The following is a 23,642-nucleotide window of genomic DNA, read 5'->3' on the forward strand; positions in this document are numbered from 1 at the left end:
TTATAATCAGTTGCGAGAGCTTCTTTGTTAGGTCAAGTAGTTCTCAGCGAGCTGTCCTAAAGACCTTATTAAAACGATGGAACTATTCCTGTAAAATAGTCGTCAGAATCTTTCTATCGTTTAAAGCAATCATCGCATTGATTACTATCTTCTTCATACTTTGGAAATAGAAAAGGTACAGACTATAAAGAAGTCTGTACCTTTTTTATAAGATAATATCCCATCACAAATACTATGCAATGGCAAAATCAATTATTCACCGTACCTCCGACAATATCCAATAACTCGGATGTAATAGCTGCCTGACGCGACTTATTATATTGCAAGTTGAGCGAACGAAGTAATTCATCTGCATTGTCCGTTGCTGTTTGCATAGCCACCATACGGGCAGCGTGCTCTGACGCATTACTATCCAAAAGGGCTGTATAAACCATGAGATGGAGTAACTTTGGTACCAAAGCCTGCAATACAGTAGGTAAATCAGGCTCCACAATGAAGTCATCATTCAATGGAACAACCACTTCACTATCAGTTTTATGCTGATTGGCTTGCCCTTTTTTCTTCAGATAGTCTTGCGCTGCTTTGGTTGAAATATCTGATGATAGGTCACGCTCATTATCACGATTTAACTCCTCACTGAGATCTATTGGCAAGAAAGGTTTAGACTGTAGAATCTGACTACCAGCACTCTTAAAGTGGTGATAAATCATCTCTACCCTATCAAACTCACCTTTTAGCCACTTCTGACCAAGCTCCTTCGCAATATTACGACACTCTTCCGAATTAGGCTTATCAGCAAGGTGTGGATACGGACAAACACAAGTGTAACCACGCTTCTTTGCCGCTTCTGCAACCTTTCTTCCAACTGGATAGATAACAATATCATCGTTAGTTAAACCTTGAGCATGATAATCATCGATTGTATGCTGCATGAGTTTGATGACATTCGCATTAAATCCACCACAAAGCGAACTATCAGAAGAGAACACAAGTAAGGCTACACGCTTCACAGGTCTCTGTACATCAAAAGGAGTCTCAGTATTCGGTGTCGAGACAAGGAAAGCCTTGAGAATATGCTCGAGCATCGCTTCATAAGGGAGCATATTCTCGATTGCATTCTGTGCATGATGCAACTTACTCGATGCAACCATCTTCATTGCACTCGTAATCTTACGCGTGCTTTGGACACTGGCTATGCGAGTCTTTATTTCCTTTAACGATGCCATTTCTTCTTGTCTTATTTATATTGTCCGGCAATATTGCCCATGACTTCCTCAATTACCTTTATAGAAGAATCTTCCAACTGACCTGCAGCAAGGGAACTGATAACATCGGCATAAGAAGAACGCATACTATCAAGGAATTGCTCCTGACAATGGCGAACCTGATCAACAGGAACATCACGCATCAAACCATGTACACCGCAATAGAGTATCGCAATCTGCTCTCCTACTGGCATTGGGCTGTACTGAGGTTGTATCAATAGCTGGTTATTCTTACGACCACGGTCTAGTGTCATTGCTGTCACTTGATCCATATCAGAAGAGAACTTTGAGAATGCCTCTAGCTCACGATACTGTGCCATATCTATCTTCAGTGTTCCCGCCACCTTCTTCATACTCTTCACCTGTGCAGAACCACCTACACGAGATACGGAGATACCAACGTTAATAGCTGGTCGGAAGCCCTGATTGAAAAGGTTTGTCTCAAGATAAATCTGACCATCGGTAATGGAAATCACGTTCGTTGGAATGTAGGCTGATACGTCACCAGCTTGCGTCTCAATGATTGGCAAGGCTGTTAAAGAACCGCCACCCTTAACATGTCCCTTCATACTCTCTGGTAGATCGTTCATCTTCTCGGCAATTTCTTGCTGATCGTTGATACGTGCTGCACGTTCCAAAAGACGTGAGTGTAGATAGAATACATCACCTGGATAAGCCTCACGACCAGATGGACGACGAAGAATCAAAGATACCTCACGATAAGCAACAGCTTGTTTTGACAAGTCGTCATAAACGACAAGGGCAGAGTAACCACGATCACGGAAATACTCGCCAATAGCGGCTCCTGCAAATGGAGCATAGTATTGCATAGCAGCAGGATCAGCCGCTGTTGCACTCACGACAATCGTATATGGCAATGCACCACGTTCCTTTAGATTCTGCACTAATGTTGCGACTGTAGATGCTTTCTGACCAATGGCAACATAAATACAATATACTGGCTTACCTTGCTCATAGAAACTCTTTTGGTTGAGAATGGTGTCAACAGCAATAGCAGTCTTACCAGTCTGACGGTCACCAATGATAAGCTCACGCTGACCACGACCAATAGGAATCATTGAATCGACAGCCTTCAAACCTGTTTGGAGAGGTTCTTTCACTGGCTGACGATAAATCACACCAGGAGCTTTGCGGTCCAATGGCATCTCGAAAGAGTCGGTCAAGTCTATATCACCTTTACCATCAATAGCTTCTCCCAGAGGGTTTACCACACGTCCCAAGAAGTTGTCATTCACACGAATTGAGGCAATACGATGTGTACGCTTTACGCTTTGTCCCTCCTTGATACCCGTTGTAGGACCAAGAAGAATACATCCGACATTGTCTTCCTCCAAGTTCATGACAATAGCCATAGTGCCATTCTCAAATTCAAGCAACTCATTGGCTTCAGCGTTACGAAGACCATACACACGTGCTACACCATCACCAACGGTCAACACGGTGCCGACTTCATCAAACTTCTCCTCTGAGTTAATGCCTTGCAATTCCTTTACAAGAATCTCAGACACCTCACTTGGTTTAATTTTATCTGACATGTTATTAATTTATTACTTTGTTAATTGTGTGAGGATAGCATTCAGTTTGTTCTTCACACTCGCATCCATCCTATAAGTATCATACTCAAGTATGAATCCCCCAATAAGCGATGGATCAACTTCTGTGTTGAACTCAACAGTTCCCTGACTACGGGCTTCCACCAATGCTTTCATCTTCTTCTCTGTCTCTTCAGAGACGGGCGAAGCAGTGATGACCTTACCCTGGATAATATGTTTATGCTTTCTGTACAGAGAAACATAATCATTTGCCATTAACTGTAATAGGTCTTCTCTATCCTCCTTCAGTACAAGGGAAAGGAAGTTACTAACCAACTCGGGACAGTTGTCACCACAGGCTACTTCCAATAGCTTGCGCTTTTTATCCTTAGGAAGCATCGGACTTTCGATAGTCACACGTAAATCCTTTACTTGCAAGTAAGCCTGAGCAAGGGTCTGCATAATTGCATATATCTTGTCTTCAAGCCCTTGTTCACAAGCAGCCTTGAATAACGCACGAGCATAACGAACCGATATTACACCTGTATCCATAAGCGTTTATTTACTTTCTGTTCCGTTAGAAGAAGCAACTTCATCCAATAAGCTATCGATGAGTTGAGCCTGTTCTGCAGATGTTGTCAACTGCTTGCGAAGAATCTTCTCAGCAATCTGTACAGACAACTCAGCTACCTGTGTACGAATATCACGTATAGCCGCCTGCTTCTGACTCTCAATCTCAGCCTTGGCTTCTGATAGGATTCGAGCACTCTCTTCGTGCGCCTTCTCCTGAGCCTGTTCGACTATGGTATCACGCGTTTGAGACGCTTCACGAAGTATCTGCGCCTGTTTCTCGCGTGCTTCCATAAGCAGCTCCTCACCTTGTTTCTGAATATTAGCAAGCCTCAAGTTAGCTTCCTCTGCTTTTGCTAGACTCTCATCTATATAGTTCTTGCGCTCATTCACCATCTTTATAATGGAAGGGAAGCCCCATCTCCATAGGATGAAGAAGACCACCAGAAAGACAATTGTCATCCAAAAGAGCAAACCACTATCTGGCAATAATAATGACATAAGCTGCTAAATTACTTTTCTTATTACTCTTATTAACTAACTCCTCATGCGTTGTTTAGAATACGCAGAGAAGGGCGATGATAGCAGCAAAGAAGGCAACACCCTCTACCAATGCGGCTGCAATAATCATTGATGAACGAAGGTCACCGATCTTTTCTGGCTGACGAGCCATAGCATCCATAGCCTGACCACCGATACGACCAATACCAAGACCTGCACCTACAGCTGCGATACCTGCACCGATTGCGGCGCCTAACTTTGCAGTCTCTGCTGCTAATAACAATGATGTCAACATAGTTTTTTACTTTTAATATTAATTATTTCTTATTATTTATTCCGTTACTCATGATAGATTAGGGAGGTCTTACTACTATTCCAGAGGATTAACTCCCCACTCTATCCTCACTTCCCTAGGCTTTCACCTTCTCTTCTGCAGGCTCATGAACTCGTGCCAAAGAGATAAATACAGCACTCAACATCGTGAATACCAATGCTTGAATGAAGCTAACAAGTATCTCCAAAAGCATCATAAAGATACTCATTCCCACACTCACAATGGTCATGGAAGAACTAAGTACAATACCCATAATCGCCATGATGAAGATAATACAGGTCAAAGCCAATGCAATAGCATGTCCTGCCATCATATTAGCAAAGAGACGCACCATCAATGCAAAGGGTTTTGTGAAGATACCAAAAATCTCAATCACTGGCATCAAAGGTACTGGCACCTTCAACCATGCGGGTACATCTGGCCAAAAGATATCCTTCCAATAATGCTTCGTACCCGAGAAGTTGGTTACTAAGAAGGTACAGATAGCCAAAAAGAAGGTAATTGTAATATTACCCGTGAGGTTTCCTCCACCCGGTGGGAATGGTACAATACCCATGACATTAGCCACAAAGATGAAGAAGAAACAGGTCAATAAGTAAGGTGCATATTTATCTGCTTCCTTACCCAATGTCGGTTTTATCACCTCATCATAGACATACATCACGAACATGTGCATCAATCCAGTGAATCCCTTTGGAGCCTTATCTGTAACCTTGTGACGGCGACACCAGCGTGCTGGTATCAATATACAAAGTAACAGAAGAATAGCATCTATAAAGAGTACACACACCGACTTCGTAATTGATATATCAAATGGGCGCACTTCTGTTCCATCTGGTTTCAATTCAACAATACGTCGTTCATAATCCCCCTTTGTCGCTATAAACAAGTTAGGGTTATTCTTACAAGGACGATAACCAGCGTGTGGACCATGCTCTAAAGGCTCTTCTTCAAAGTCTTCTGCCCAACCTGTATACCAACCATCTGATGTCTTCACGATAACTGGAAGATTGATGATGACAGGTTTATCTCCTATATTCGTAATATGCCACTCATAGGAGTCTTTGATGTGTCCCCACAATATGCCTTGCAAGTCCACACCGCCTCCCTTACTCTCAGATGCAGCTGCACCAGGTAAGAGAAAGAACAGCATTACAGCCATGCAAAGCAAATGCTTGAGATATTTCATTCGTCAATTATTAGTTTTATTGTTCTTTTCTACTTTAGAAAAATAGATGGTATCAAATGCTAATAGCACTAGATAGAAAATCATAAAGATGACCGCAAAGCTCAGAATCATTACACGCTCCTTTACGATAATGGCATAAACCAAAATCGTAAGGAAGGCTAGTAACATACGCAAAGCCGAACCAGCAAGGTAAAACTTACCCAATACTGCTGGCGACTTAGCCGCTATTGCTTTCCAAGCTCCTCCATAAATTGAGGCTGTGATAAGGGAGAATAATGCACTTACCATTAGCATATTAAGATAGTAGGAATGTGTTGTCACCTGCGCAACAAGTAAACCCACAAGATATAACGCAAAGATGATCCATACGTTCATCTTGTAATATCTCTTATACACCTTATTATAATCCACCATTCTAAAAGCCCGTTTCTAAGGAACAACCCTCTTTATATCTCCACACAAAGACTCACCTCATTCTTCTTCACCTCGACGAAACCGCCAACGATTTGAAGCTCGTTCTTCGTGCCCTTCGTACTATAGACAACCTTGCCTTCTACCAATGTTGAGATAATAGGAGCATGATCATTGAGAATCTCAAACTGCCCCATTGTGCCAGGAACTAGCACACTATCAACTTCACCAGTATAAACAATTCTTTCGGGAGATACTATTTTAAGTGTCAGCATAGACAATCCTATTATTATTCTATTTCGGTATGGAAGCCCATTACTTCGTAGCTGCAAGGAGTTGCTTAGCCTTCTCCTTCACATCTTCTATCGTACCAACGTTCAAGAAAGCCTGCTCTGGAAGATCATCAACTTCACCATTCAATATGGCATTGAAGCCCTTGATGGTTTCCTCAATAGGAACCATTACACCCTTGATACCCGTAAACTGCTCTGCAACAGTAAATGGTTGAGAGAGGAAACGCTGTACACGACGAGCACGATTAACGACTAACTTATCGTCATCTGACAACTCATCCATACCAAGAATAGCAATGATATCCTGCAACTCATTGTACTTCTGCAGTAATTGCTTTACTCTCTGAGCACACTCATAATGCTCTTTTCCCACGATTAATGGGTCAAGAATACGAGAGGTACTGCCTAGTGGGTCTACAGCAGGGTATATACCCAACTCCGTAATCTTACGACTTAACTCTGTCGTAGCATCCAAGTGGGTAAAAGTTGTAGCTGGAGCAGGGTCCGTCAAGTCGTCTGCTGGCACATAAACAGCCTGTACAGAAGTAATAGAACCATGCTTTGTTGATGTAATACGCTCCTGCATTGCACCCATCTCACTCGCCAATGTAGGTTGATAACCCACTGCTGATGGCATACGACCGAGCAACGCTGAAACCTCAGAACCAGCCTGCGTGAAACGGAAGATATTATCAATAAAGAACATGATATCGGCTGCTTCGCCATTCTTACCACCATGATCGCGGAACTCCTCAGCAACTGTTAATCCAGAGAGAGCCACTGATGCACGTGCCCCAGGAGGCTCATTCATCTGACCATAGACAAGTGTTGCTTGTGACTTCTGCAACTCTTCAGGGTCAACTAACGATAGATCCCATTTGCCTTCCTCCATTGCTTTACGGAACTTATCGCCATATCGGATAACACCTGACTCCAACATATCACGAATCAAGTCGTTTCCTTCACGCGTACGCTCACCTACACCAGCAAAAACAGAGTATCCGTTATGCCCCTTAGCGATGTTATTAATCAGCTCCATGATAAGCACCGTCTTACCTACACCAGCACCACCAAAGAGTCCAATCTTACCACCTTTCATATAAGGCTCAAGTAGATCGATGACCTTAATACCTGTTTGAAGCATCTCCTTGTGCGTAGAGAGATCCTCAAACTTTGGTGCTTCACGATGGATAGGATATGCACCTTCCATCTTCAAAGGCTCCATACCATCGATAGGCTGACCTATCACGTTCATCATTCTACCCTTAATCTGTTCTCCAGCAGGCATTACAATCGGACTACCAGTGGGTACAACCTCTAGTCCGCGTTGCAGACCATCGGTATTATCCATGGCTACGCAACGTACAGTATCCTCTCCTATATGCTGCTGAACCTCGATAATCAAGTCCTGTCCAGTAGCTCTTTTAACACGGAGAGCATCGTAAATCTTAGGTAAAACCTGCTCTGGATTCTCTCCCTTAGTATCAAAGAATACATCGATAACAGGACCGATGATCTGGGAGATACGCCCATTAATCTGTGACATAAAATATGTTTGTTTTTTATTATTATTTCTTCTCTCTATATATAATAAGGTGTAACACTCCTGCAGATGACCATTCGGAGCAATGGACTAAATACTTAGTTCATCCAATACCTTAATGAGTTTGCGATCGAAAGGCTTATCCGAACGGATGGCTTCAGACAATGGGACATAAACAACCTCATTGTTTCTCACACCAACCATGATGTTTCGTTGACCTTGCATAATAGCCTCAACGGCACCAACTCCCGTACAGCTTGCTAAGATACGGTCACGTGCTGAAGGGCGACCACCGCGTTGCAAGTGTCCAAGGATGGACACTCTCACATCGTAATCAGGGAACTCTTTATGCACACGGTCGGCATAATACATGGCACCACACTTCGGACTCTCTGATACAATGACGATACAACTTCTCTTAGACTTGCGTATTCCACGCTCCATAAAGCGTGCTAACTGGTCAACATCAGTTGAGTCTTCAGGGATGATAGCAGCCTCTGCACCACTTGCAATAGCCGAGTTCTGTGCTAAGAAGCCTGCATCACGACCCATCACTTCGACGAAGAAGATTCGTTCATGGCTCTGCGCAGTATCACGAATGCGGTCTACACACTCCATGATTGTATTCATTGTCGTATCGTAACCAATGGTACTATCTGTTCCATAGAGGTCGTTGTCAATCGTACCAGGCAATCCAATGCAACAGAAGTCATGCTCTTGTGCGAACTTCATAGCGCCTGTCAACGAGCCATTACCACCTATTACAACAAGAGCATCAATGCCTTCAGCCACGAGATTGTCGTAAGCTGTCTGCCGACCTTCCACTGTTGCGAAGCCTTTTGAGCGTGCTGTCTTGAGAATCGTACCACCTTGTCCGATGATACCACTCACATTCTCTGTTGTAAAAGGTCTTATATCGTTTGTTATCAAACCATCATATCCACGATAGACAGCCTTGATATTGAATCCATTATATATACCAGCTCTTGTCACCGCACGTATTGCAGCGTTCATTCCTGGCGCATCGCCTCCTGAAGTCAGAATACCTATTGTCTTTATTCTAGCCATCTCTTTGTGCTATAAACCATTTATTAAATCACGCACAAAGATAAGAAATAAATAAGAGAAAAGCAACACTGATCACAAAAAGTTGTGGTTAAGTCTAAAAAAAATATTGCTTATATCGATTATCAGACATCCTTAACAGGTATCAACAAGAGGCTCTCTTGCTATTGAAGAGAGCCTTTCTTGGCATTAAAGGGAGGCTCTCTTCGATAGGAAGAAACGCCTTCTTACTGCATCAGACATTTTCCCTTACTTGTCAACTCAACAACTCGTCAACTCGAAATAATCATCATTTTAAACGCTGGATGATGATTTTTGAATTAAATAAGAGCATTTGTAAGCTGTTTAAGAAAAGTTTCGTAAATTTGTCTCACAAATCATTTCGATTGATGGCGAATACTTTTTACAACAGATGAAGACGAACAGAACAAAAGAGATAATTATGTCCTTGGCAGCTATCTGCCTACTTCTGTTCTTCTCGGCATGCGATGCTCCACATAGACAACAGGTGGATGACTATAATGACAAGGCTTATGCTGCACATTACAGGAATCTTGACTCGGTTAAAATCTATGCGAAGCAAGCCCTCGCCTTGTCGAATGGTTACAACACTGGTAAGGCCGAAGCACTGAATAATCTTGCGTTTGTCTATCTCATGCAAATGCACTTTGATAAGGCATACGCTACTCTCAATGAGGTGATGGGCAGCACGGATGACCAGGTGGAACTGCTTGTTGCCGACATACAAATGATGCGTCTTTGCCAAAGGGAGTCGAACAATAAGGAGTATTATGACTATAACGAGGAAGCCAACAAACGCTTTTTACGTATCAATGAGGATAAGCGTCTCTTAACCGATAGACAGCGACGTCGGATGGTATATGCCCGTTCGGAATATGCCATAGTAAGCTCTACTTATTATTATTATGTCGGCTTGGAGCAACCCTCCGTGCGTGCTCTTTCTGCCATCAACCCCGATGGTGAGGTGCAAACGGATATGCCTCAACTACTCGCATACTTATATAATGTGGGCGCAGGAGGTATCTTTACAAAGGGTAAACAAGAGGAGATTAATCAAAAGGAGTTCGATTATCTCATTCGCTGTTACATGCTGGCTATCCATCATAACTACCCTTATTGGGAGGCAAACTCATTGCAGGCTCTAAGCGAACATTTGGTGAACGACAAGAGTAGAGAGGCGCTTATTCGTGATAATCTGCCCTCTTTTAAATACCTGAAAGTGGGTAACTTGCCCGATAGTCTTATTGCTGGTAACCTCGCCGAACGCTCTTTAAGTATCTTCCAAAAGTATGGTGACGTCTATCAAACAGCTGGTTCTTATCGTACACTAGCGTCTTGTTACTGGCAGATAAAGGACTATCGCTCTGCACTTATCTGCTTGCAGAATGCTTTGAAACAGAACCCTGCAATCAATCAAGCCCCCGACTTGGTGGCTTCTATTCGTGAACAACTAAGCGTGGTGTACTCTGCTATAGACAATAAACAGGCGAGTGACTATAACAGAAACATATATCTTGACTTGCAGGAACAGACCCGTCAGGACCGATACTACGAAGCACGTGCTGATCAACTGGACTCTACTTCACAGCAGTTGAACATCATGATTATTGCTATCGGACTTATCATCATTGTCATCCTGTCGCTGTTAATCATCTTCCACTACCTCCGTAGGCGCGCTGATAACCAATCGGAGCTCAACAAACTGCTCTTGCCTTTGGAAGAATGGAAGCACCATAACATCGCTTATATGGCTCAGCTCGATGACGAATACACTGAGGTTTCGGAGCAACTCACCATTAGTAACATTCATCTTATCGACAATAAGCGTCGCTACCTAGAGCAACGTGCGAAGGTATCATTGGTTAACAGCATCATGCCACTCATCAATCGAATGCTACATGAGATTAACAAGCTGAAGAGGGGAGGCGAGTCTGAGGCGGTGAGAAGCGAACGTTACACCTATATTAGGGAACTCACGGACATGATCAACAACCTTAATTCGACGCTGACAGAGTGGATTCAACTCCGACAAGGGCGACTATCGTTACACATTGAGAGCTTCCCTGTACAGCAGGTGTTCGACATTGTGAAGAAAGGACGTATGGCTTTCCAATTAAAGGGGGTACAGCTAAAGGTGGAGGATACAACTGCCATTGTTAAAGCCGATCGTATCTTAACGCTCTTCATGGTGAATACTCTTGCCGACAATGCCCGTAAGTTCACGCCTGCTGGGGGCAAGGTATGTATCAAAGCAGTAGAAGAAGCCGACTATGTGGAGCTTTCTGTGGAGGATACAGGATGTGGCATCAATGAGGAAACACAGCAACATCTATTCGACCGAAAGCCTATCCACGATCAAAAAGACAGCACTTCGCATGGTTTCGGACTAATGAATTGCAATGGAATCATCAATAAATACCGCAAGATAAGTCAGATATTTACAGTCTGCCAGATAGGTGTTAAGAGTGAAGAAAACAAGGGTTCACGCTTCTTCTTCCGCCTACCTAAGGGCGTGAGTCGCGTTCTTTTGTTCCTACTCATCGCCTTTTCATCATTATGCACGGCACAGGCTCGCCCTCAAAGGAACAATGATAAGGCTACAGCCATAGCCCGAAAAGACTACATGACACTAGCTGGTATCTATGCAGACTCGGCTTACTTCAGTAATATCAATGGTCAGTACGAGCAGACTCTACGCTTTGCTGACACGTGCCGATACTATATTAACCAGCAATATCATAAGTTGTATCCGCATGGAAAGCTCTTCATGCAACGCATAGGAAGCCTTTCAAATGTGCCAGCAGAGATTAAGTGGTTTCATGCTGACGTCCCCGTCGACTACAGGGTGATACTTGATATACGTAACGAGAGTGCTGTTGCTGCCCTAGCTCTGCATGAATGGGACCTATACAAGTACAATAATAACGTTTACACACACCTCTTCAAGGAGCGATCAGCCGATAGTTCGCTGGGCGAGTATTGCCGAATGATGATGAAGTCAGAGACCAATAAGAACGTAGCTATCGCTCTCTTGGTACTCTTACTATTGTCTATTCTTCCCGTATATTACGTGATGTATTATCGTCATAGGCTTACTTTCCAATTCTGCATAGAGCAAATTAAGCACATCAATGCCGTTCTCTTGAGTGATGTAAGCGTGGAGAAGAAGCTCAAAGAGGTTGATCGTGTCAATAGCGACCGCCTCCCAGAACGCCTACGGAACATTGTTCAGCAAATCAGGGAAGCCCTGGTAGCATCACAGGAAGCAAGCCAAAAGAGTAAAGCCGACATCGAGGCACTGGAAGACGAGGTGCATTGTGTGGAATACGAGAACGAGCGTTTGCATATTAGTAATAGTATTCTCGACAACTGCCTGTCTACTCTCAAGCACGAGACAATGTATTATCCCTCACGCATCCGACAGCTAGTTGAAACCGACACCGATAGTCAGTTGGAGGCTATAGATGAGTTAGCTGTATATTACAAAGAGCTTTATAGTCTGTTAAGTCAGCAAGCCATGCACCAGGTGAGGGCTATCAAACTCATGGCAAAGAGCGTTGACATCGCCACACTCGTGCCTGAAAACAAGTTCAAACAGCCCTTGGCTCCTATTCCACCAGTGGCTGGCGACCCTGTAATGATTGCTTATCTATTCGATATACTCTACTCCGAAAATCAGAACCAACCCCTCCGCATTACCGCAGAAGAGCATCAGAAGCAGTATGTCATACTGCATGTTCAACTCTCATCCATGCACCTCTCGGCAGAAGAATGCCGTGAGCTATTCTCGCCACAAGCACAGGGAATGATGTTCTTCAGCTGTCGGCAGATAGTAAGAGACAATGGTGAAGCAACCAACAGGCGTGGCTGTGGTATCATAGCAAAGCCTACGGAGGAAGGAACAGAGATACAGATTACATTAGCGAAAGCCTAAGAAATAAAATAAGAAACACCTAATTAAAAGATAAAAGGACATAAGATGGAGAATTTCAAAGTAATAATTGTGGAGGATGTACCACTCGAATTGAAAGGTACGGAAGGTATCTTCCGCAATGAAATACCCGAGGCTGAAATCATCGGAACGGCTGAAAACGAGGTAGCATACTGGAAGTTACTAAAGCAACAACTACCCGATCTAGTGCTACTAGACCTTGGTTTGGGTGGATCAACTACTGTTGGCGTAGAGATCTGTAGGCAGACTAAGGAGGTATATCCCAACGTTAAGGTGCTAATCTTTACTGGTGAGATACTCAATGAGAAGCTTTGGGTGGACGTGTTAGACGCTGGCACCGATGGTATCTGTCTAAAGAGTGGGGAGTTACTTACCCGTGGTGACGTATCGAGTGTGATGTCTGGTAAACGCTTAGTATTCAATCAGCCCATCCTAGAAAAGATTGTTTCGCGCTTCAAACAGAGCGTGAATAGCATGCTAATGCACCAAGAAGCGATGGTAGGATACGAGATTGACGAGTATGACGAACGCTTCCTTCGACACCTTGCACTCGGTTACACGAAGGAGCAAATAACCAATCTTCGAGGTATGCCATTCGGTGTGAAGAGCCTTGAGAAACGCCAAAACGAACTCGTACAAAAGCTCTTTCCTGAAGGAAATAAGGGTATGAGCGTCAATGCCACACGCCTTGTTGTGCGCGCATTAGAGCTTCGCATCATCGATATTGATAATCTCCGTGCTGATGAGGAATAAGTTAGGTTATGTTGTCATAGTGCTTTTCTTGGCACAGATAGCAGTCATCCTACTGTCATGGTTAATAACTGCTGCCAATCCAGACTGGGCTCTTCACTCTCTCTTGAGTAGTGAGGGTATACGCTGGTTCTTCGGTTCGTTCGTTAATAACCAACTAACTCCTTGGCTCATTTACTTCATTGTGATGAGTATTGCTGGGGGTGCTTTCTTACGCACAAAGTTCCTGAAAGCCTTACGACAAAGGTTCTCCAGAACACCACAACAGCGTTCCTCCTTGGCTTATCGAGAGCGAATGGGACTGCGCATAGCCCTTGCTGAGTTCATAGTCTTTATAGTGGTAATGGTCTTACTGACGCTTGTTCCACACGCAATCTTACTGAGTGTGACAGGTCAACTCTACCCCAGTAGCTTCTCCGTGAGCCTCATCCCCGCTCTATCCTTTATCCTTCTTATCATGTCCATATCCTATGGTATAACGAGCGGAACCATCAACAGCGTCACTAGTATGCACGATATGCTCGTCTATGGACTCCTCCGTTCAGCCCGTTATGTCCCTATCTACATCTTTGCCACCCAACTATATATGTCCATCCGATATGTGTTTCAATAGGTGAGAAGGCGCAGAGATAGAGCCGATTCAATCTTTGAAAGAGTCTCAATAGATAAGTTCTCCTTCCCACGCAATATCTTTGAGACATATTGCTGAGTGCATCCCATGCGCTCAGCAAGGGCTTTTTGCGTAAGACTCAATTCATCCATTTTCTCTAACATCAGCATAGCTATATACTGAGAATGTCGTAACCATGCCCTGTTCTCTACCCTATACTCTGCCTCTTCCCGCCATCTTGAAGGAGTGGAAGATTGGTATTTCTCTAATCTATTTGTAATCCTGCTCATATCTACCTCCTATACTATAAAGTGTTGACATAATCGTCAAATGAATCATTATCAATAATATTTTCTTCGAGAAGAAAGCGTCTTACCCGTTCTAACTTATGCAGTTCCAGCTTCGTATGAGTCCTTTCCTCCATTGTGAAAGTTAGTTTTATTGCCCCACCCGTTATAACATATACCCCTTCGGAAAGCCTTATCGCATAAATACGTAACCATGAAGAATGGCGCTCCTTGCGTTTCGGTTTAGCCTTCTCTTTGCCTAATAGCATTTCTGAAGTGCGATAATTCTCCAATGGATGGAATATTCCTTCCAAGTTGGTATCATCCTTTAGCTCCAACATAAGGCATTGCAACTGCTCGTTATCATCGATGGTGTCTGTTATTGCTTGTCGAATATCAGTAACCTTAAAGTAGGCTATAAGGTCATTCCAATTAGCCTTAAAGAACTGATGAAGATACTCTACATCACTCCATTGAGCAAACAACTTGAATAGTTCATTATCGGTTTCCTCCTCATAACGAACTGCCCATAACTTACCATTATCTATAATCTTATCGAATGTCATACTCAGTAGTTTGTGCTACAAAGGTAAGTATTATCCTTCAGAAATACAACTTTTGAGTTGTATTTTTATCGCTTATCTCACATGTAAAGAATGCCTCACTCCCTATCATCTACAGCCTCTCCCCCGTCCCCTCTCCGAATGGAGAGGGGAGTGAAGACCATTGTTTGCAAACAAAGGGGGCGTTTCTTCACATTGAAGAAAGGCTCTCTTGGATAGGAAGAAAGGCTCTTCTCCATTTGAGAAGGGCGTTTCCTTATTTTTTCTCTTTCGTTATTACGATTCGTGTTACTATGTTACTATGCCTTAATAATATGTCATTAAAACAATATGTCGTTGTGGCATTATGTCTAAAAAACCTGTTGCTCTGTCTTAATAATATGTCATTAAAACAATATGTCGTTGTGGCATTATGTCTAACTCATCATGCCCTCGAACCCTGGACATTGTATTTTGAATCCCCTCTAAGCCTCTCCACCACAGCAACCTGTCAGTAAAATTTGGTAGTATCAGTTGTTATTTGTATCTTTGCACGTATTTAGAATATAAGCAAAATAACATCGATAATATGGCAAAGAAATTCGCCGAACACAAGGGACTTGACCTTGTTCAGACAAACCAAGACATGTTGAAGGAGTGGGAGAAGCATGACATCTTCCACAAGAGTATTGACGAACGAGAGGGAGAACCGCAGTTTATCTTCTTTGAAGGGCCTCCTTCGGCTAACGGACATCCGGGTATTCACCATGTTCTAGCACGTTCCATCAAGGATACCTTCAACCGATATAAGACGATGCGAGGCTATCAGGTGCACCGTAAAGCAGGCTGGGATACGCATGGACTACCCGTCGAATTGGGTGTTGAAAAGGAGCTTGGTATCACCAAAAAGGACATCGATAACCATAACTCGGAACGATATATTTCCACTGAAGACTATAATCATAAGTGTCGTGAGAACGTAATGAAGTTCACCGCAGAGTGGCAACAAGTTACGGAAGAGATGGGCTACTTTGTTGACATGGAACACCCTTACATCACTTATGACAACAAATATATTGAAACCTTATGGTGGCTCTTGAAGCAGCTTTATAATAAAGGGTTACTCTATAAGGGATATACTATCCAACCTTATTCCCCAGCTGCTGGTACGGGCTTATCAAGCCATGAGTTGAATCAACCAGGCTGTTATCGTGATGTCAAGGACACCACGGTTACGGCGCAATTCGCTATCCCTGAAGAGGATTGGAAGGCATTGGCAGAGAAGGCAAAATTGCCTCAGTCGACTTGGGGTAAGCCTTGTTTTGTTGCATGGACAACCACTCCTTGGACCTTACCATCTAATGTTGCGCTGTGCGTCGGACCGAAGATTGAATATGTTATCATCGAGACTTACAACCCTTACGATGCACAGAAAGTAACCTTGGTAATGGCTGCCAGCCGTGTAGCTGCCTATCTGAAACCAGAAGGCGAGGTAACTGATGGAGGCGAATTACCTGCTTTCGAGCGTGGCGACAAGTATGTTCCTTATCGTGTCGTAGGGCGTGTGATGGGTACAGAATTGGAGGGTTTGCATTACAAACAGCTCATGCCTTGGGTGAAACCAGTGGAGAAGACAGGCGAATTTGCACCTCAATTCGTGAACGACTATGCGACGGCTCACCCAGAGAAGGTATTTATGGGCGAGGAAGGACGCGACGAGTTCGTTGAGATGGAGAGCGAGGCTTTCCGCATTATCCTCGGTGATTACGTTACGACAGAGGATGGTACTGGTATCGTGCATATCGCTCCTACCTTCGGTGCTGACGATGCTAAGGTGGCAAAGGATGCGAATATTCCTGCGCTATATCTTATCTCGAAGAAGGGTGAAACACGCCCTATGGTCGACCTCCAAGGTAAGTATTACACCCTTGATGAGCTTGATCAGAACTTCGTAAAAGCGTGTATCAATAAGGAAGCATACGCCCATCATGCAGGCGATTACGTAAAGAATTCATACGACCCACGCTTTAATCCAAATGGAGTATGGGACAAGAAAGCATCTGAAAAGGCTGAAGATCTGAACATCATCATCTGTATGGAGATGAAGCAAGAAGGCTCTGCTTTCAACATCCAAAAGCATGTTCACAACTATCCACACTGCTGGCGTACAGACAAGCCAATCCTTTATTACCCTCTAGATAGCTGGTTTATTAAGGATACGGCACGCAAGGCTCGCATGGTGGAACTCAATAAGACGATACACTGGCAACCGGCATCTACGGGTACAGGAAGGTTTGGTAACTGGCTTGAGAACTTGAATGACTGGAACCTAAGTAGGTCTCGTTTCTGGGGTACACCATTACCTATCTGGCGTGATGACAACCGTGGCGAGAAGTGCATTGGGTCAGTAGAAGAACTCTACAATGAGATAGAGAAGGCGGTTGCAGCAGGTGTCATGGAGAAGAATCCACTGAAGGAAGTAGGCTTCGTAGTGGGTGATTATAGCAAAGAAAACTATGATAAGATAGATCTCCATCGCCCTTATGTGGATGACATCGTACTTGTTAACGACGAGGGTAAGCCTATGCACCGTGAGAGCGACTTGATTGATGTATGGTTTGATAGCGGTTCTATGCCATACGCACAGCTGCATTATCCATTCGAAGGAGAGATTAATTCTGATGGTCTCAAGGCTACGGGTACGAGCGAAGCAGCCTATCGTGATGCCTTGGTACACTCTACCTACGAGGGAATAGCTGTACCTCCTGCATTCTTCCCAGCCGACTTCATCAATGAAGGAGTTGACCAAACACGTGGTTGGTTCTTCACTCTTCATGCCATAGCAACCATGGTCTTCGACTCAGTTGCATTTAAGAATGTGATCTCAACAGGGCTTGTCTTGGATGCAAAGGGTAATAAGATGAGTAAGCATGTAGGCAATGTTACCGACCCATTTGAGATGCTTCATAAGTACGGGGCAGACCCTGTTCGCTTCTACATGATGACCAATAGCGAGCCTTGGGATAACCTGAAATTCGATCCAGAGGGCGTTGATGAATGTCGACGCAAGTTCTTCGGCACCTTATATAATACGTATAGCTTCTTCGCTCTATACGCTAACGTCGATGGTTACGAACCAACAAGCTGCAAGGCAATTAAGGCTGACGCACCAGAGATCGACCGCTGGATTATCTCTAAGCTGAACTCTTTGATTAAAGGTGTTACAGCCGAGTTAGAGGGCTTCGACCCAACACGTGCAGGTCGACTCATCGACTCCTTCGTTAATAACGACCTCAGTAACTGGTACGTCCGACTGAATCGTAAACGCTTCTGGGGCAAAGAGATGAGTGCAGACAAGCAGAGTGCGTATGACACCTTATATACTTGCTTGATGACAGTAGCACGTCTCTTGGCTCCGTTCGCACCATTCTATGCAGATCAACTGTATAGAGATTTAGGTGGAGAATGCGAGAGTATTCACTTGGATCGTTGGCCTGTTGCAAACGAGGCAGTCATTGATACTGACCTTGAAGCACGTATGGACATGGCGCAACGCATTACTTCTATGGTCTTGGCATTGCGTCGTAAGGTCAATATAAAGGTTCGCCAACCATTAGCACAGATAATGGTTCCAGCCATAGACAGCACTCAGAAGAAGCATATAGAGGCTGTTGCCGACCTTATTAAGCATGAGGTGAATGTGAAGGAACTCTCTTTTGTTGAGGGACAAGGCATCTTGGTAAAGAAAGTAAAGTGCAACTTCCGTGTCATGGGCAAGAAGTTTGGTAAGCTGATGAAGCTCGTTGCAGCACGTATGGATACACTGTCTCAAGATGAGATAGCTGCTTTGGAGACTACTGGTGAGTTCAACTTCGAGTTGGAAGGACAGCCTATCAAGGTCGAAGCAGCCGATGTTGACATCATATCAGAGGACATCCCGGGCTGGTTAGTGAGCAATGAAGGCAACCTAACTGTGGCACTTGAGGTGGAACTAACCGATGAGTTGCGCCGCGAGGGAATGGCTCGTGAGTTGATTAACCGCATTCAGAACCTCCGTAAAGAGACTGGTCTCGAGATTACCGACCGCATATCTGTTATCATCGAACCTAATGAGGAAGCTGCGAAGGCAGTAGAGTCTTTTGGTGAGTTGATAAAGACACAGGTATTAGCGAACGCCATCTCACTGGCTGAAAACGCTGGTACTGAGGTTGAATTCGACGACTTTAAACTTCATATAGACATCCAAAAAGACTAAAGAACATAGTGGGGCGTATCCTTGTGAACGCTCGAAAGCCTGACAGGATGGGTGTATCAACCATGCACCCATCCTCCATCAGGATTCCAAAACCCACTTTGCTATATCTCAGATAATGTTTAATAACCTAATTCATTGTACACCTTATGGAGACTAAAAAGCGTTATACCGATGAGGAACTCGAGGAGTTTCGCACGATAGTAAACAACAAATTAGCCATAGCTAAGTCTGATTACGAAGAGACCATGAAGATTCTTACAAACAAGAACACCAATGATGTCAATGACACATCACCCACCTATAAGGCATTAGAGGAGGGTAGTTCGAGTCAAACAAAGGAGGAACTCGTACAGATGGCACAGCGTCAACAGAAGTTCATAAAGGGTCTTCAAGCTGCACTCATGCGTATTGACAATAAGACCTATGGCATAGATCGTATCACAGGAGAGCTTATTCCGAAGGAACGTCTGCGTGTCGTCCCTCATGCAACACTAAGTGTAGCATCAAAGGAAGCTAATAAACAACATTAATGAATAGTAATAAGAAAAAGGGCTTGACGGCTGCTTCTTTGATCGTGTTATTGCTTATCATCGATCAAGCCATTAAGTTAGCTGTCAAGCTAAACATGACCTTGGGGGAGTCAATTCATATATTTGATTGGTTCCAGATAGAGTTTGTTGAGAACAATGGTATGGCATGGGGAATGGAGCTCGGAAGCAAGTTGTTCCTCAGTTTCTTCCGTATCTTCGCAGTCGCCGGATTGATATGGTACGTTCGAGGTCGTATCAAGAAGGGTGCGAGAATGGCGTATATTGTAGTCTTATCTATGATATGTGCAGGTGCAGCTGGTAATATCTTCGACTCGTTGATATATGGTCAGATATTCACAGCCTCTACACCTTATTATATAGAGGGAGCCGTTCCTTCGACCCTTACCACATGGGGAGAAGGCTACGCACCAATGCTTATGGGCAAGGTAGTTGATATGTTTTATTTCCCCCTCTTTACTGGTACCTTCCCTGATTGGATGCCCTTATGTGGTGGACAATCATTCGTCTTCTTCTCCCCTGTCTTCAACTTTGCTGATGCCTGCATAAGCGTGGGTGTCATCACCATTCTATTGTTTTTTAGAAAGGACTTCAACGGTTGGATACCAGAGAAGAGTTAGGAGTTAGGAATGTTGAATGAGGAGTTTTGAGAGGATCAAAAGCCTAATGAGAATGAGAGATAGATATATAACCCACTTGCTTACAGCCCTTTGTGGATTACTACTCACAACCTTTTTCGTGGGTTGTAAACCATCTATTCCATCCGAATACATACAGCCGTCGAAAATGGAAGATATACTATATGACTATCACCTAGCGATGGCAATGGCAAATAATAGTAATACTTCTGCAACACAGCAAAAGGCTTATAAGCTGGCAGTCATGAAGAAGTACGATGTGACGGAGGCGCAGTTTGACAACTCCCTAAAGTACTATATACGTCACACCGAGGAACTTCATGACATGTATGTAGACATCTCCAAGCGTCTTGAAGACCAAGCTCGTGCAGAGGGCGCATCGGAGTCTGAGCTATCACAATACGGCACTATCACCTCCAAAGGTGACACTACTGATATATGGAAAGGCGCTCGCTCGCTCATTCTCTCCCCTTACGCACCTGTTAACAAAGAAACTTTTGAGATCAAAGCAGATACCGCCTTTCATAAAGGCGACCGCTTAATGCTCAATTTCGATTCGCAGTTTATCATACAAGATGGTATGCGTGACGCTGTAGTTGTTATGGCGGTCACCTTCACCAACGATAGTATTACAACGCAATACACGCACATCTCCTCTGATTCTCATCAAACGCTTATGGTGGATGGAGGCGACTCTTTACGGATAAAAAACATCCGTGGCTACTTCATGATGCTAAAGGGTCAAGAGCCAACTACCACCTTTAAGATGTTAATTCTTAATAACATTCAACTCGTCCGAATGCACGTTCGCAAGCAAGAGAACGTCAATCCTGGTGATTCAACGAATACTTCTGACCCAATAAGAACAATCGGTGGAACACCTGTAAACCCCAGTTCGGCACCTGCACAGGGGGATCGTCCCCCTCGAACTCCCACTGATGCTATGCGTGAAAGGGGCTTACCTGTAAAGAGGACACAATAAACTTGAATAGATGCGACGCATAGCAGCGAACTTCATCCACACTCCCAACGAGACAATCGAGCAAGCTATCGTTGTCATCGAGGCTGGAGTTGTCACGGAGATATACCCCTTCACGCACGAAGAGGCTATGACTGAATGGATGAGCGGAACGATTGATGTGCGCAAAGACAGCGATGGGACGCTCCGTGCCTATCGACAGAACACCCCTATAGAATAACCTTTGAACAGATTAAAAACATAAAAACTACAGCTTATGAAGAAGTCATTTGCAACGCTCGCAATGCTTTTTATGATGTCATACACCTATGCGTGTACGAACTTCATAGCCACTAAGGGCGCAACAAAGGATGGTTCCGTCCTCGTTACTTACAATGCTGATGATTACGGCTTGTTTACTAACTTATGCCATTATCCGGCTGGTTCTCATGCTAAAGATGCGCGTCGTGAGATCATTGATTACGACACGCACGAGAGCCACGGGTACATTCCTGAGGCGCAAGTAACCTACAATGTCATCGGAAACATCAATGAATACCAAGTCAGCATAGGTGAGACTACCTACGGCGGACGCGAAGAGATGGTGGATAAAAACGGCATTATCGATTACGGGTCACTGATGTATCTAGGCTTACAACGCAGTAAGACGGCAAGAGAAGCTATCAAGGTGATGACGACACTGGCTGAGACTTACGGCTATAACTCCGAGGGTGAGACCTTCACAATAGCTGACCCTAATGAAGTGTGGTTGCTTGAGATGCAAGGATGTGGCGGTGATAAGAAGCAGAAAGTGGTGTGGGTTGCAGTGCGCATACCTGATGGCATGATTTCAGCTCACGCCAACCAGAGTCGCATTGGGCAATTTTCTACTTATCCAACAGAGGTCATCACGTCTAAAAACTGCATTAGTTTCGCACGCTCAAAAGGCTGGTTTACTGGTAAGGATAAGGACTTTAACTGGAAAATGGTGTATGCAAAGCCCGACTTCGGAGGCCGTCGTTGGTGCGATGCACGCGTTTGGAGCTACTTTAATCACTTCAAAGATATGTCGCACTGGTTGCCTTGGGCACTCGGAAAAGACGCCAACGCTGAAGATATGCCACTATGGATTACACCCGACAAGAAGCTCGATGTAGCAATGATGGAGGCTTGTATGCGTGATCACTATGAGGGTACTCCACTCGCACTAGACAATGACGTCGCTCAAGGGAATTGGGATTGTCCTTATCGCCCTACCCCACTTCAATACGAAGTTGATGGTAAGAAGTATTTCAACGAGCGTCCAACATCTACCCAGCAGACGGGTTTCTCTTACGTAGCACAGCTCCGTTCATGGTTGCCAAGAGAGCTTGGTGGAATCCTATGGTTCGGTAACGACGATGGCAATATGATAGCTTATGTGCCTATCTATTGTAGTAATACGGAGCGAGCAGAGTGTTTCAATACACCTGGTGCAGACGCTGTTACCTTCTCAGATAAGAATGCTTTCTGGGTTTGCAACTGGGTAAGTAACATGGTTTACCCACGTTATTCGCAGCTCTTCCCATCGCTGAAAGCGGTGCGCGATTCGCTTGAGAACGCCTATTTCGCAGCCCAACCAGAGGTGGAAGCAAAGGCTCTTAGCCTGTACAAGACGGATAAGTCCGCCGCAGTGAAGTATCTTAACGACTACTCCATACAGAAGAGTAACGAGATGCTTGCACGTTGGAAGCAGCTTGCCATCTACCTGATTGTGAAGTACAACGATATGGCTGTGAAGCCAGAAAAGGATGGTAAGTTCCTCAAAACACCAACTGGTCTTGGTGAGCGTGTGGCTCGTCCTGGTTATAGTGACTATATGAAGCATGAGATCGTCAAGCAGACTGGCGATAAATATGCTGTACCAACAAAGTAAGAAGAAGCCTCACACACAACCCAACTACAGCCTCACCCCCAGCCCCTCTCCGAATGGAGAGGGGAGTGAAAACCATTGTTTGCAGATAAGGGAAAGCCTCTCCCCCAACCCCTCTCCGAATGGAGAGGGGAGTGAAGATTGTTGTTTGCAAATGAAGGGGGCGTTTCTTTGATGCAAGGAAAGGCTCTCTTGGATAAGACGAAACGCCCTTCTCAAATGGAGAAGGGCGTTTCCTTCTTTTTACTCTTTCGTTATTACGATTCGTGTTCCTATGTTACTATGTCTTAATAATATGTCATTCAAACAATATGTCACTATGTCCTTATGTCTTAAACATCCGTTACCAAGCACATTGATACTATGTTCCTATGTCTAAGAAATATGTCATTCAAAAAATATGTCATTGTGTCATTCTGTCTTAAACACCTGTTACCAAGCACAT

The 23,642-nt window shown here is 44.2% G+C and carries 21 protein-coding genes; 9 read left to right on the top strand and 12 right to left on the bottom strand.

The window, feature by feature from the left end:
- Window positions 1–248 precede the first annotated feature (248 nt).
- The 10 genes from O3603_RS10425 to pfkA all read right to left on the bottom strand — a co-directional run bounded on the left by O3603_RS10425 (window position 249) and on the right by pfkA (window position 8,727).
- Window positions 249–1,226, bottom strand: a complete 978-nt coding sequence (locus O3603_RS10425; protein ID WP_273540633.1) for a F0F1 ATP synthase subunit gamma — start codon at window positions 1,224–1,226, stop codon at window positions 249–251.
- 11 nt (window positions 1,227–1,237) lie between these two features.
- Window positions 1,238–2,821 (bottom strand): F0F1 ATP synthase subunit alpha, encoded by a 1,584-nt coding sequence (atpA, locus tag O3603_RS10430; protein WP_314868673.1) that lies wholly within the window; start codon window positions 2,819–2,821, stop codon window positions 1,238–1,240.
- A gap of 12 nt (window positions 2,822–2,833) precedes the next feature.
- Window positions 2,834–3,370, bottom strand: coding sequence for a F0F1 ATP synthase subunit delta (locus tag O3603_RS10435; protein WP_371522694.1), 537 nt, complete (start codon window positions 3,368–3,370; stop codon window positions 2,834–2,836).
- Between the two features lie 6 nt (window positions 3,371–3,376).
- Window positions 3,377–3,889: a F0F1 ATP synthase subunit B gene (atpF, locus tag O3603_RS10440; protein ID WP_009435626.1), complete on the bottom strand. Its 513-nt coding sequence runs from the start codon at window positions 3,887–3,889 to the stop codon at window positions 3,377–3,379.
- Between the two features lie 55 nt (window positions 3,890–3,944).
- Entirely contained in the window at window positions 3,945–4,184 is a 240-nt protein-coding gene (gene atpE, locus O3603_RS10445; RefSeq protein ID WP_004352373.1) for an ATP synthase F0 subunit C, read from the bottom strand.
- 115 nt (window positions 4,185–4,299) lie between these two features.
- Entirely contained in the window at window positions 4,300–5,412 is a 1,113-nt protein-coding gene (gene atpB, locus O3603_RS10450; RefSeq protein WP_371522696.1) for a F0F1 ATP synthase subunit A, read from the bottom strand.
- A 3-nt stretch (window positions 5,413–5,415) separates the two neighbouring features.
- Window positions 5,416–5,826 (bottom strand): hypothetical protein, encoded by a 411-nt coding sequence (locus tag O3603_RS10455; protein ID WP_371522698.1) that lies wholly within the window; start codon window positions 5,824–5,826, stop codon window positions 5,416–5,418.
- 32 nt (window positions 5,827–5,858) lie between these two features.
- Window positions 5,859–6,098, bottom strand: a complete 240-nt coding sequence (atpC, locus tag O3603_RS10460) for an ATP synthase F1 subunit epsilon (RefSeq protein WP_273540640.1) — start codon at window positions 6,096–6,098, stop codon at window positions 5,859–5,861.
- A gap of 40 nt (window positions 6,099–6,138) precedes the next feature.
- Window positions 6,139–7,662 (bottom strand): F0F1 ATP synthase subunit beta, encoded by a 1,524-nt coding sequence (atpD, locus tag O3603_RS10465; RefSeq protein WP_009435631.1) that lies wholly within the window; start codon window positions 7,660–7,662, stop codon window positions 6,139–6,141.
- Window positions 7,663–7,749: 87 nt separating this feature from the next.
- A complete protein-coding gene (gene pfkA / locus O3603_RS10470; RefSeq protein WP_155716622.1) occupies window positions 7,750–8,727 on the bottom strand; it encodes a 6-phosphofructokinase in 978 nt (325 codons plus the stop codon).
- A gap of 409 nt (window positions 8,728–9,136) precedes the next feature.
- Here pfkA and O3603_RS10475 point away from each other — a divergent pair, with 409 nt between their 5' ends.
- The 3 genes from O3603_RS10475 to O3603_RS10485 are packed head-to-tail and all read left to right on the top strand — an operon-like array spanning window position 9,137 to window position 14,060.
- Complete coding sequence (locus O3603_RS10475) at window positions 9,137–12,679, top strand: DUF5112 domain-containing protein (RefSeq protein WP_371522701.1); 3,543 nt, start codon at window positions 9,137–9,139, stop codon at window positions 12,677–12,679.
- A gap of 45 nt (window positions 12,680–12,724) precedes the next feature.
- A complete protein-coding gene (locus O3603_RS10480) occupies window positions 12,725–13,450 on the top strand; it encodes a DUF5932 domain-containing protein (protein ID WP_009435573.1) in 726 nt (241 codons plus the stop codon).
- Window positions 13,440–14,060 carry an AbgT family transporter gene (locus O3603_RS10485; RefSeq protein WP_371522703.1) on the top strand — a complete coding sequence of 207 codons (621 nt, stop codon included), beginning with the start codon at window positions 13,440–13,442 and terminating at the stop codon, window positions 14,058–14,060. Before O3603_RS10480 ends, O3603_RS10485 begins: the two co-directional genes overlap by 11 nt.
- Here the strand turns inward: O3603_RS10485 and O3603_RS10490 are convergent.
- Together O3603_RS10490 and O3603_RS10495 are read right to left on the bottom strand one after the other, a co-directional pair.
- Window positions 14,054–14,347, bottom strand: coding sequence for a helix-turn-helix transcriptional regulator (locus O3603_RS10490; RefSeq protein WP_036895624.1), 294 nt, complete (start codon window positions 14,345–14,347; stop codon window positions 14,054–14,056). The two genes, O3603_RS10485 and O3603_RS10490, sit on opposite strands and share 7 nt — an antisense overlap.
- A gap of 14 nt (window positions 14,348–14,361) precedes the next feature.
- On the bottom strand, window positions 14,362–14,910 hold the full coding sequence (locus O3603_RS10495; RefSeq protein WP_371522705.1) for a hypothetical protein: 549 nt from the start codon (window positions 14,908–14,910) through the stop codon (window positions 14,362–14,364).
- 565 nt (window positions 14,911–15,475) lie between these two features.
- Here O3603_RS10495 and ileS point away from each other — a divergent pair.
- The 6 genes from ileS to O3603_RS10525 all read left to right on the top strand — a co-directional run bounded on the left by ileS (window position 15,476) and on the right by O3603_RS10525 (window position 23,200).
- Window positions 15,476–19,141, top strand: coding sequence for an isoleucine--tRNA ligase (ileS, locus tag O3603_RS10500; protein WP_371522707.1), 3,666 nt, complete (start codon window positions 15,476–15,478; stop codon window positions 19,139–19,141).
- Window positions 19,142–19,287: 146 nt separating this feature from the next.
- Entirely contained in the window at window positions 19,288–19,671 is a 384-nt protein-coding gene (locus O3603_RS10505; protein WP_009435621.1) for a molecular chaperone DnaK, read from the top strand.
- Window positions 19,671–20,309, top strand: a complete 639-nt coding sequence (locus O3603_RS10510) for a lipoprotein signal peptidase (protein ID WP_315087865.1) — start codon at window positions 19,671–19,673, stop codon at window positions 20,307–20,309. The genes O3603_RS10505 and O3603_RS10510 overlap by 1 nt, the downstream gene beginning before the upstream one ends.
- A gap of 52 nt (window positions 20,310–20,361) precedes the next feature.
- A complete protein-coding gene (locus O3603_RS10515; RefSeq protein WP_314517886.1) occupies window positions 20,362–21,309 on the top strand; it encodes a DUF4296 domain-containing protein in 948 nt (315 codons plus the stop codon).
- Window positions 21,310–21,319: 10 nt separating this feature from the next.
- Window positions 21,320–21,526 carry a hypothetical protein gene (locus O3603_RS10520; RefSeq protein ID WP_371522709.1) on the top strand — a complete coding sequence of 69 codons (207 nt, stop codon included), beginning with the start codon at window positions 21,320–21,322 and terminating at the stop codon, window positions 21,524–21,526.
- A gap of 36 nt (window positions 21,527–21,562) precedes the next feature.
- Entirely contained in the window at window positions 21,563–23,200 is a 1,638-nt protein-coding gene (locus tag O3603_RS10525; protein WP_371522711.1) for a dipeptidase, read from the top strand.
- Window positions 23,201–23,642: the final 442 nt, after the last annotated feature.

This window comes from Prevotella sp. 20925_1_30 (assembly GCF_041433025.1).
Lineage (GTDB): Bacteria > Bacteroidota > Bacteroidia > Bacteroidales > Bacteroidaceae > Prevotella > Prevotella vespertina.

Bases quoted from the DNA above. Each gene is read 5' to 3' on its own strand.
- O3603_RS10425 (WP_273540633.1), bottom strand. From the start codon at position 1,226: ATGGCATCGTTAAAGGAAATAAAGACTCGCATAGCCAGTGTCCAAAGC.
- atpA (WP_314868673.1), bottom strand. From the start codon at position 2,821: ATGTCAGATAAAATTAAACCAAGTGAGGTGTCTGAGATTCTTGTAAAG.
- O3603_RS10435 (WP_371522694.1), bottom strand. From the start codon at position 3,370: ATGGATACAGGTGTAATATCGGTTCGTTATGCTCGTGCGTTATTCAAG.
- atpF (WP_009435626.1), bottom strand. From the start codon at position 3,889: ATGTCATTATTATTGCCAGATAGTGGTTTGCTCTTTTGGATGACAATT.
- atpE (WP_004352373.1), bottom strand. From the start codon at position 4,184: ATGTTGACATCATTGTTATTAGCAGCAGAGACTGCAAAGTTAGGCGCC.
- atpB (WP_371522696.1), bottom strand. From the start codon at position 5,412: ATGAAATATCTCAAGCATTTGCTTTGCATGGCTGTAATGCTGTTCTTT.
- O3603_RS10455 (WP_371522698.1), bottom strand. From the start codon at position 5,826: ATGGTGGATTATAATAAGGTGTATAAGAGATATTACAAGATGAACGTA.
- atpC (WP_273540640.1), bottom strand. From the start codon at position 6,098: ATGCTGACACTTAAAATAGTATCTCCCGAAAGAATTGTTTATACTGGT.
- atpD (WP_009435631.1), bottom strand. From the start codon at position 7,662: ATGTCACAGATTAATGGGCGTATCTCCCAGATCATCGGTCCTGTTATC.
- pfkA (WP_155716622.1), bottom strand. From the start codon at position 8,727: ATGGCTAGAATAAAGACAATAGGTATTCTGACTTCAGGAGGCGATGCG.
- O3603_RS10475 (WP_371522701.1), top strand. From the start codon at position 9,137: ATGAAGACGAACAGAACAAAAGAGATAATTATGTCCTTGGCAGCTATC.
- O3603_RS10480 (WP_009435573.1), top strand. From the start codon at position 12,725: ATGGAGAATTTCAAAGTAATAATTGTGGAGGATGTACCACTCGAATTG.
- O3603_RS10485 (WP_371522703.1), top strand. From the start codon at position 13,440: ATGAGGAATAAGTTAGGTTATGTTGTCATAGTGCTTTTCTTGGCACAG.
- O3603_RS10490 (WP_036895624.1), bottom strand. From the start codon at position 14,347: ATGAGCAGGATTACAAATAGATTAGAGAAATACCAATCTTCCACTCCT.
- O3603_RS10495 (WP_371522705.1), bottom strand. From the start codon at position 14,910: ATGACATTCGATAAGATTATAGATAATGGTAAGTTATGGGCAGTTCGT.
- ileS (WP_371522707.1), top strand. From the start codon at position 15,476: ATGGCAAAGAAATTCGCCGAACACAAGGGACTTGACCTTGTTCAGACA.
- O3603_RS10505 (WP_009435621.1), top strand. From the start codon at position 19,288: ATGGAGACTAAAAAGCGTTATACCGATGAGGAACTCGAGGAGTTTCGC.
- O3603_RS10510 (WP_315087865.1), top strand. From the start codon at position 19,671: ATGAATAGTAATAAGAAAAAGGGCTTGACGGCTGCTTCTTTGATCGTG.
- O3603_RS10515 (WP_314517886.1), top strand. From the start codon at position 20,362: ATGAGAGATAGATATATAACCCACTTGCTTACAGCCCTTTGTGGATTA.
- O3603_RS10520 (WP_371522709.1), top strand. From the start codon at position 21,320: ATGCGACGCATAGCAGCGAACTTCATCCACACTCCCAACGAGACAATC.
- O3603_RS10525 (WP_371522711.1), top strand. From the start codon at position 21,563: ATGAAGAAGTCATTTGCAACGCTCGCAATGCTTTTTATGATGTCATAC.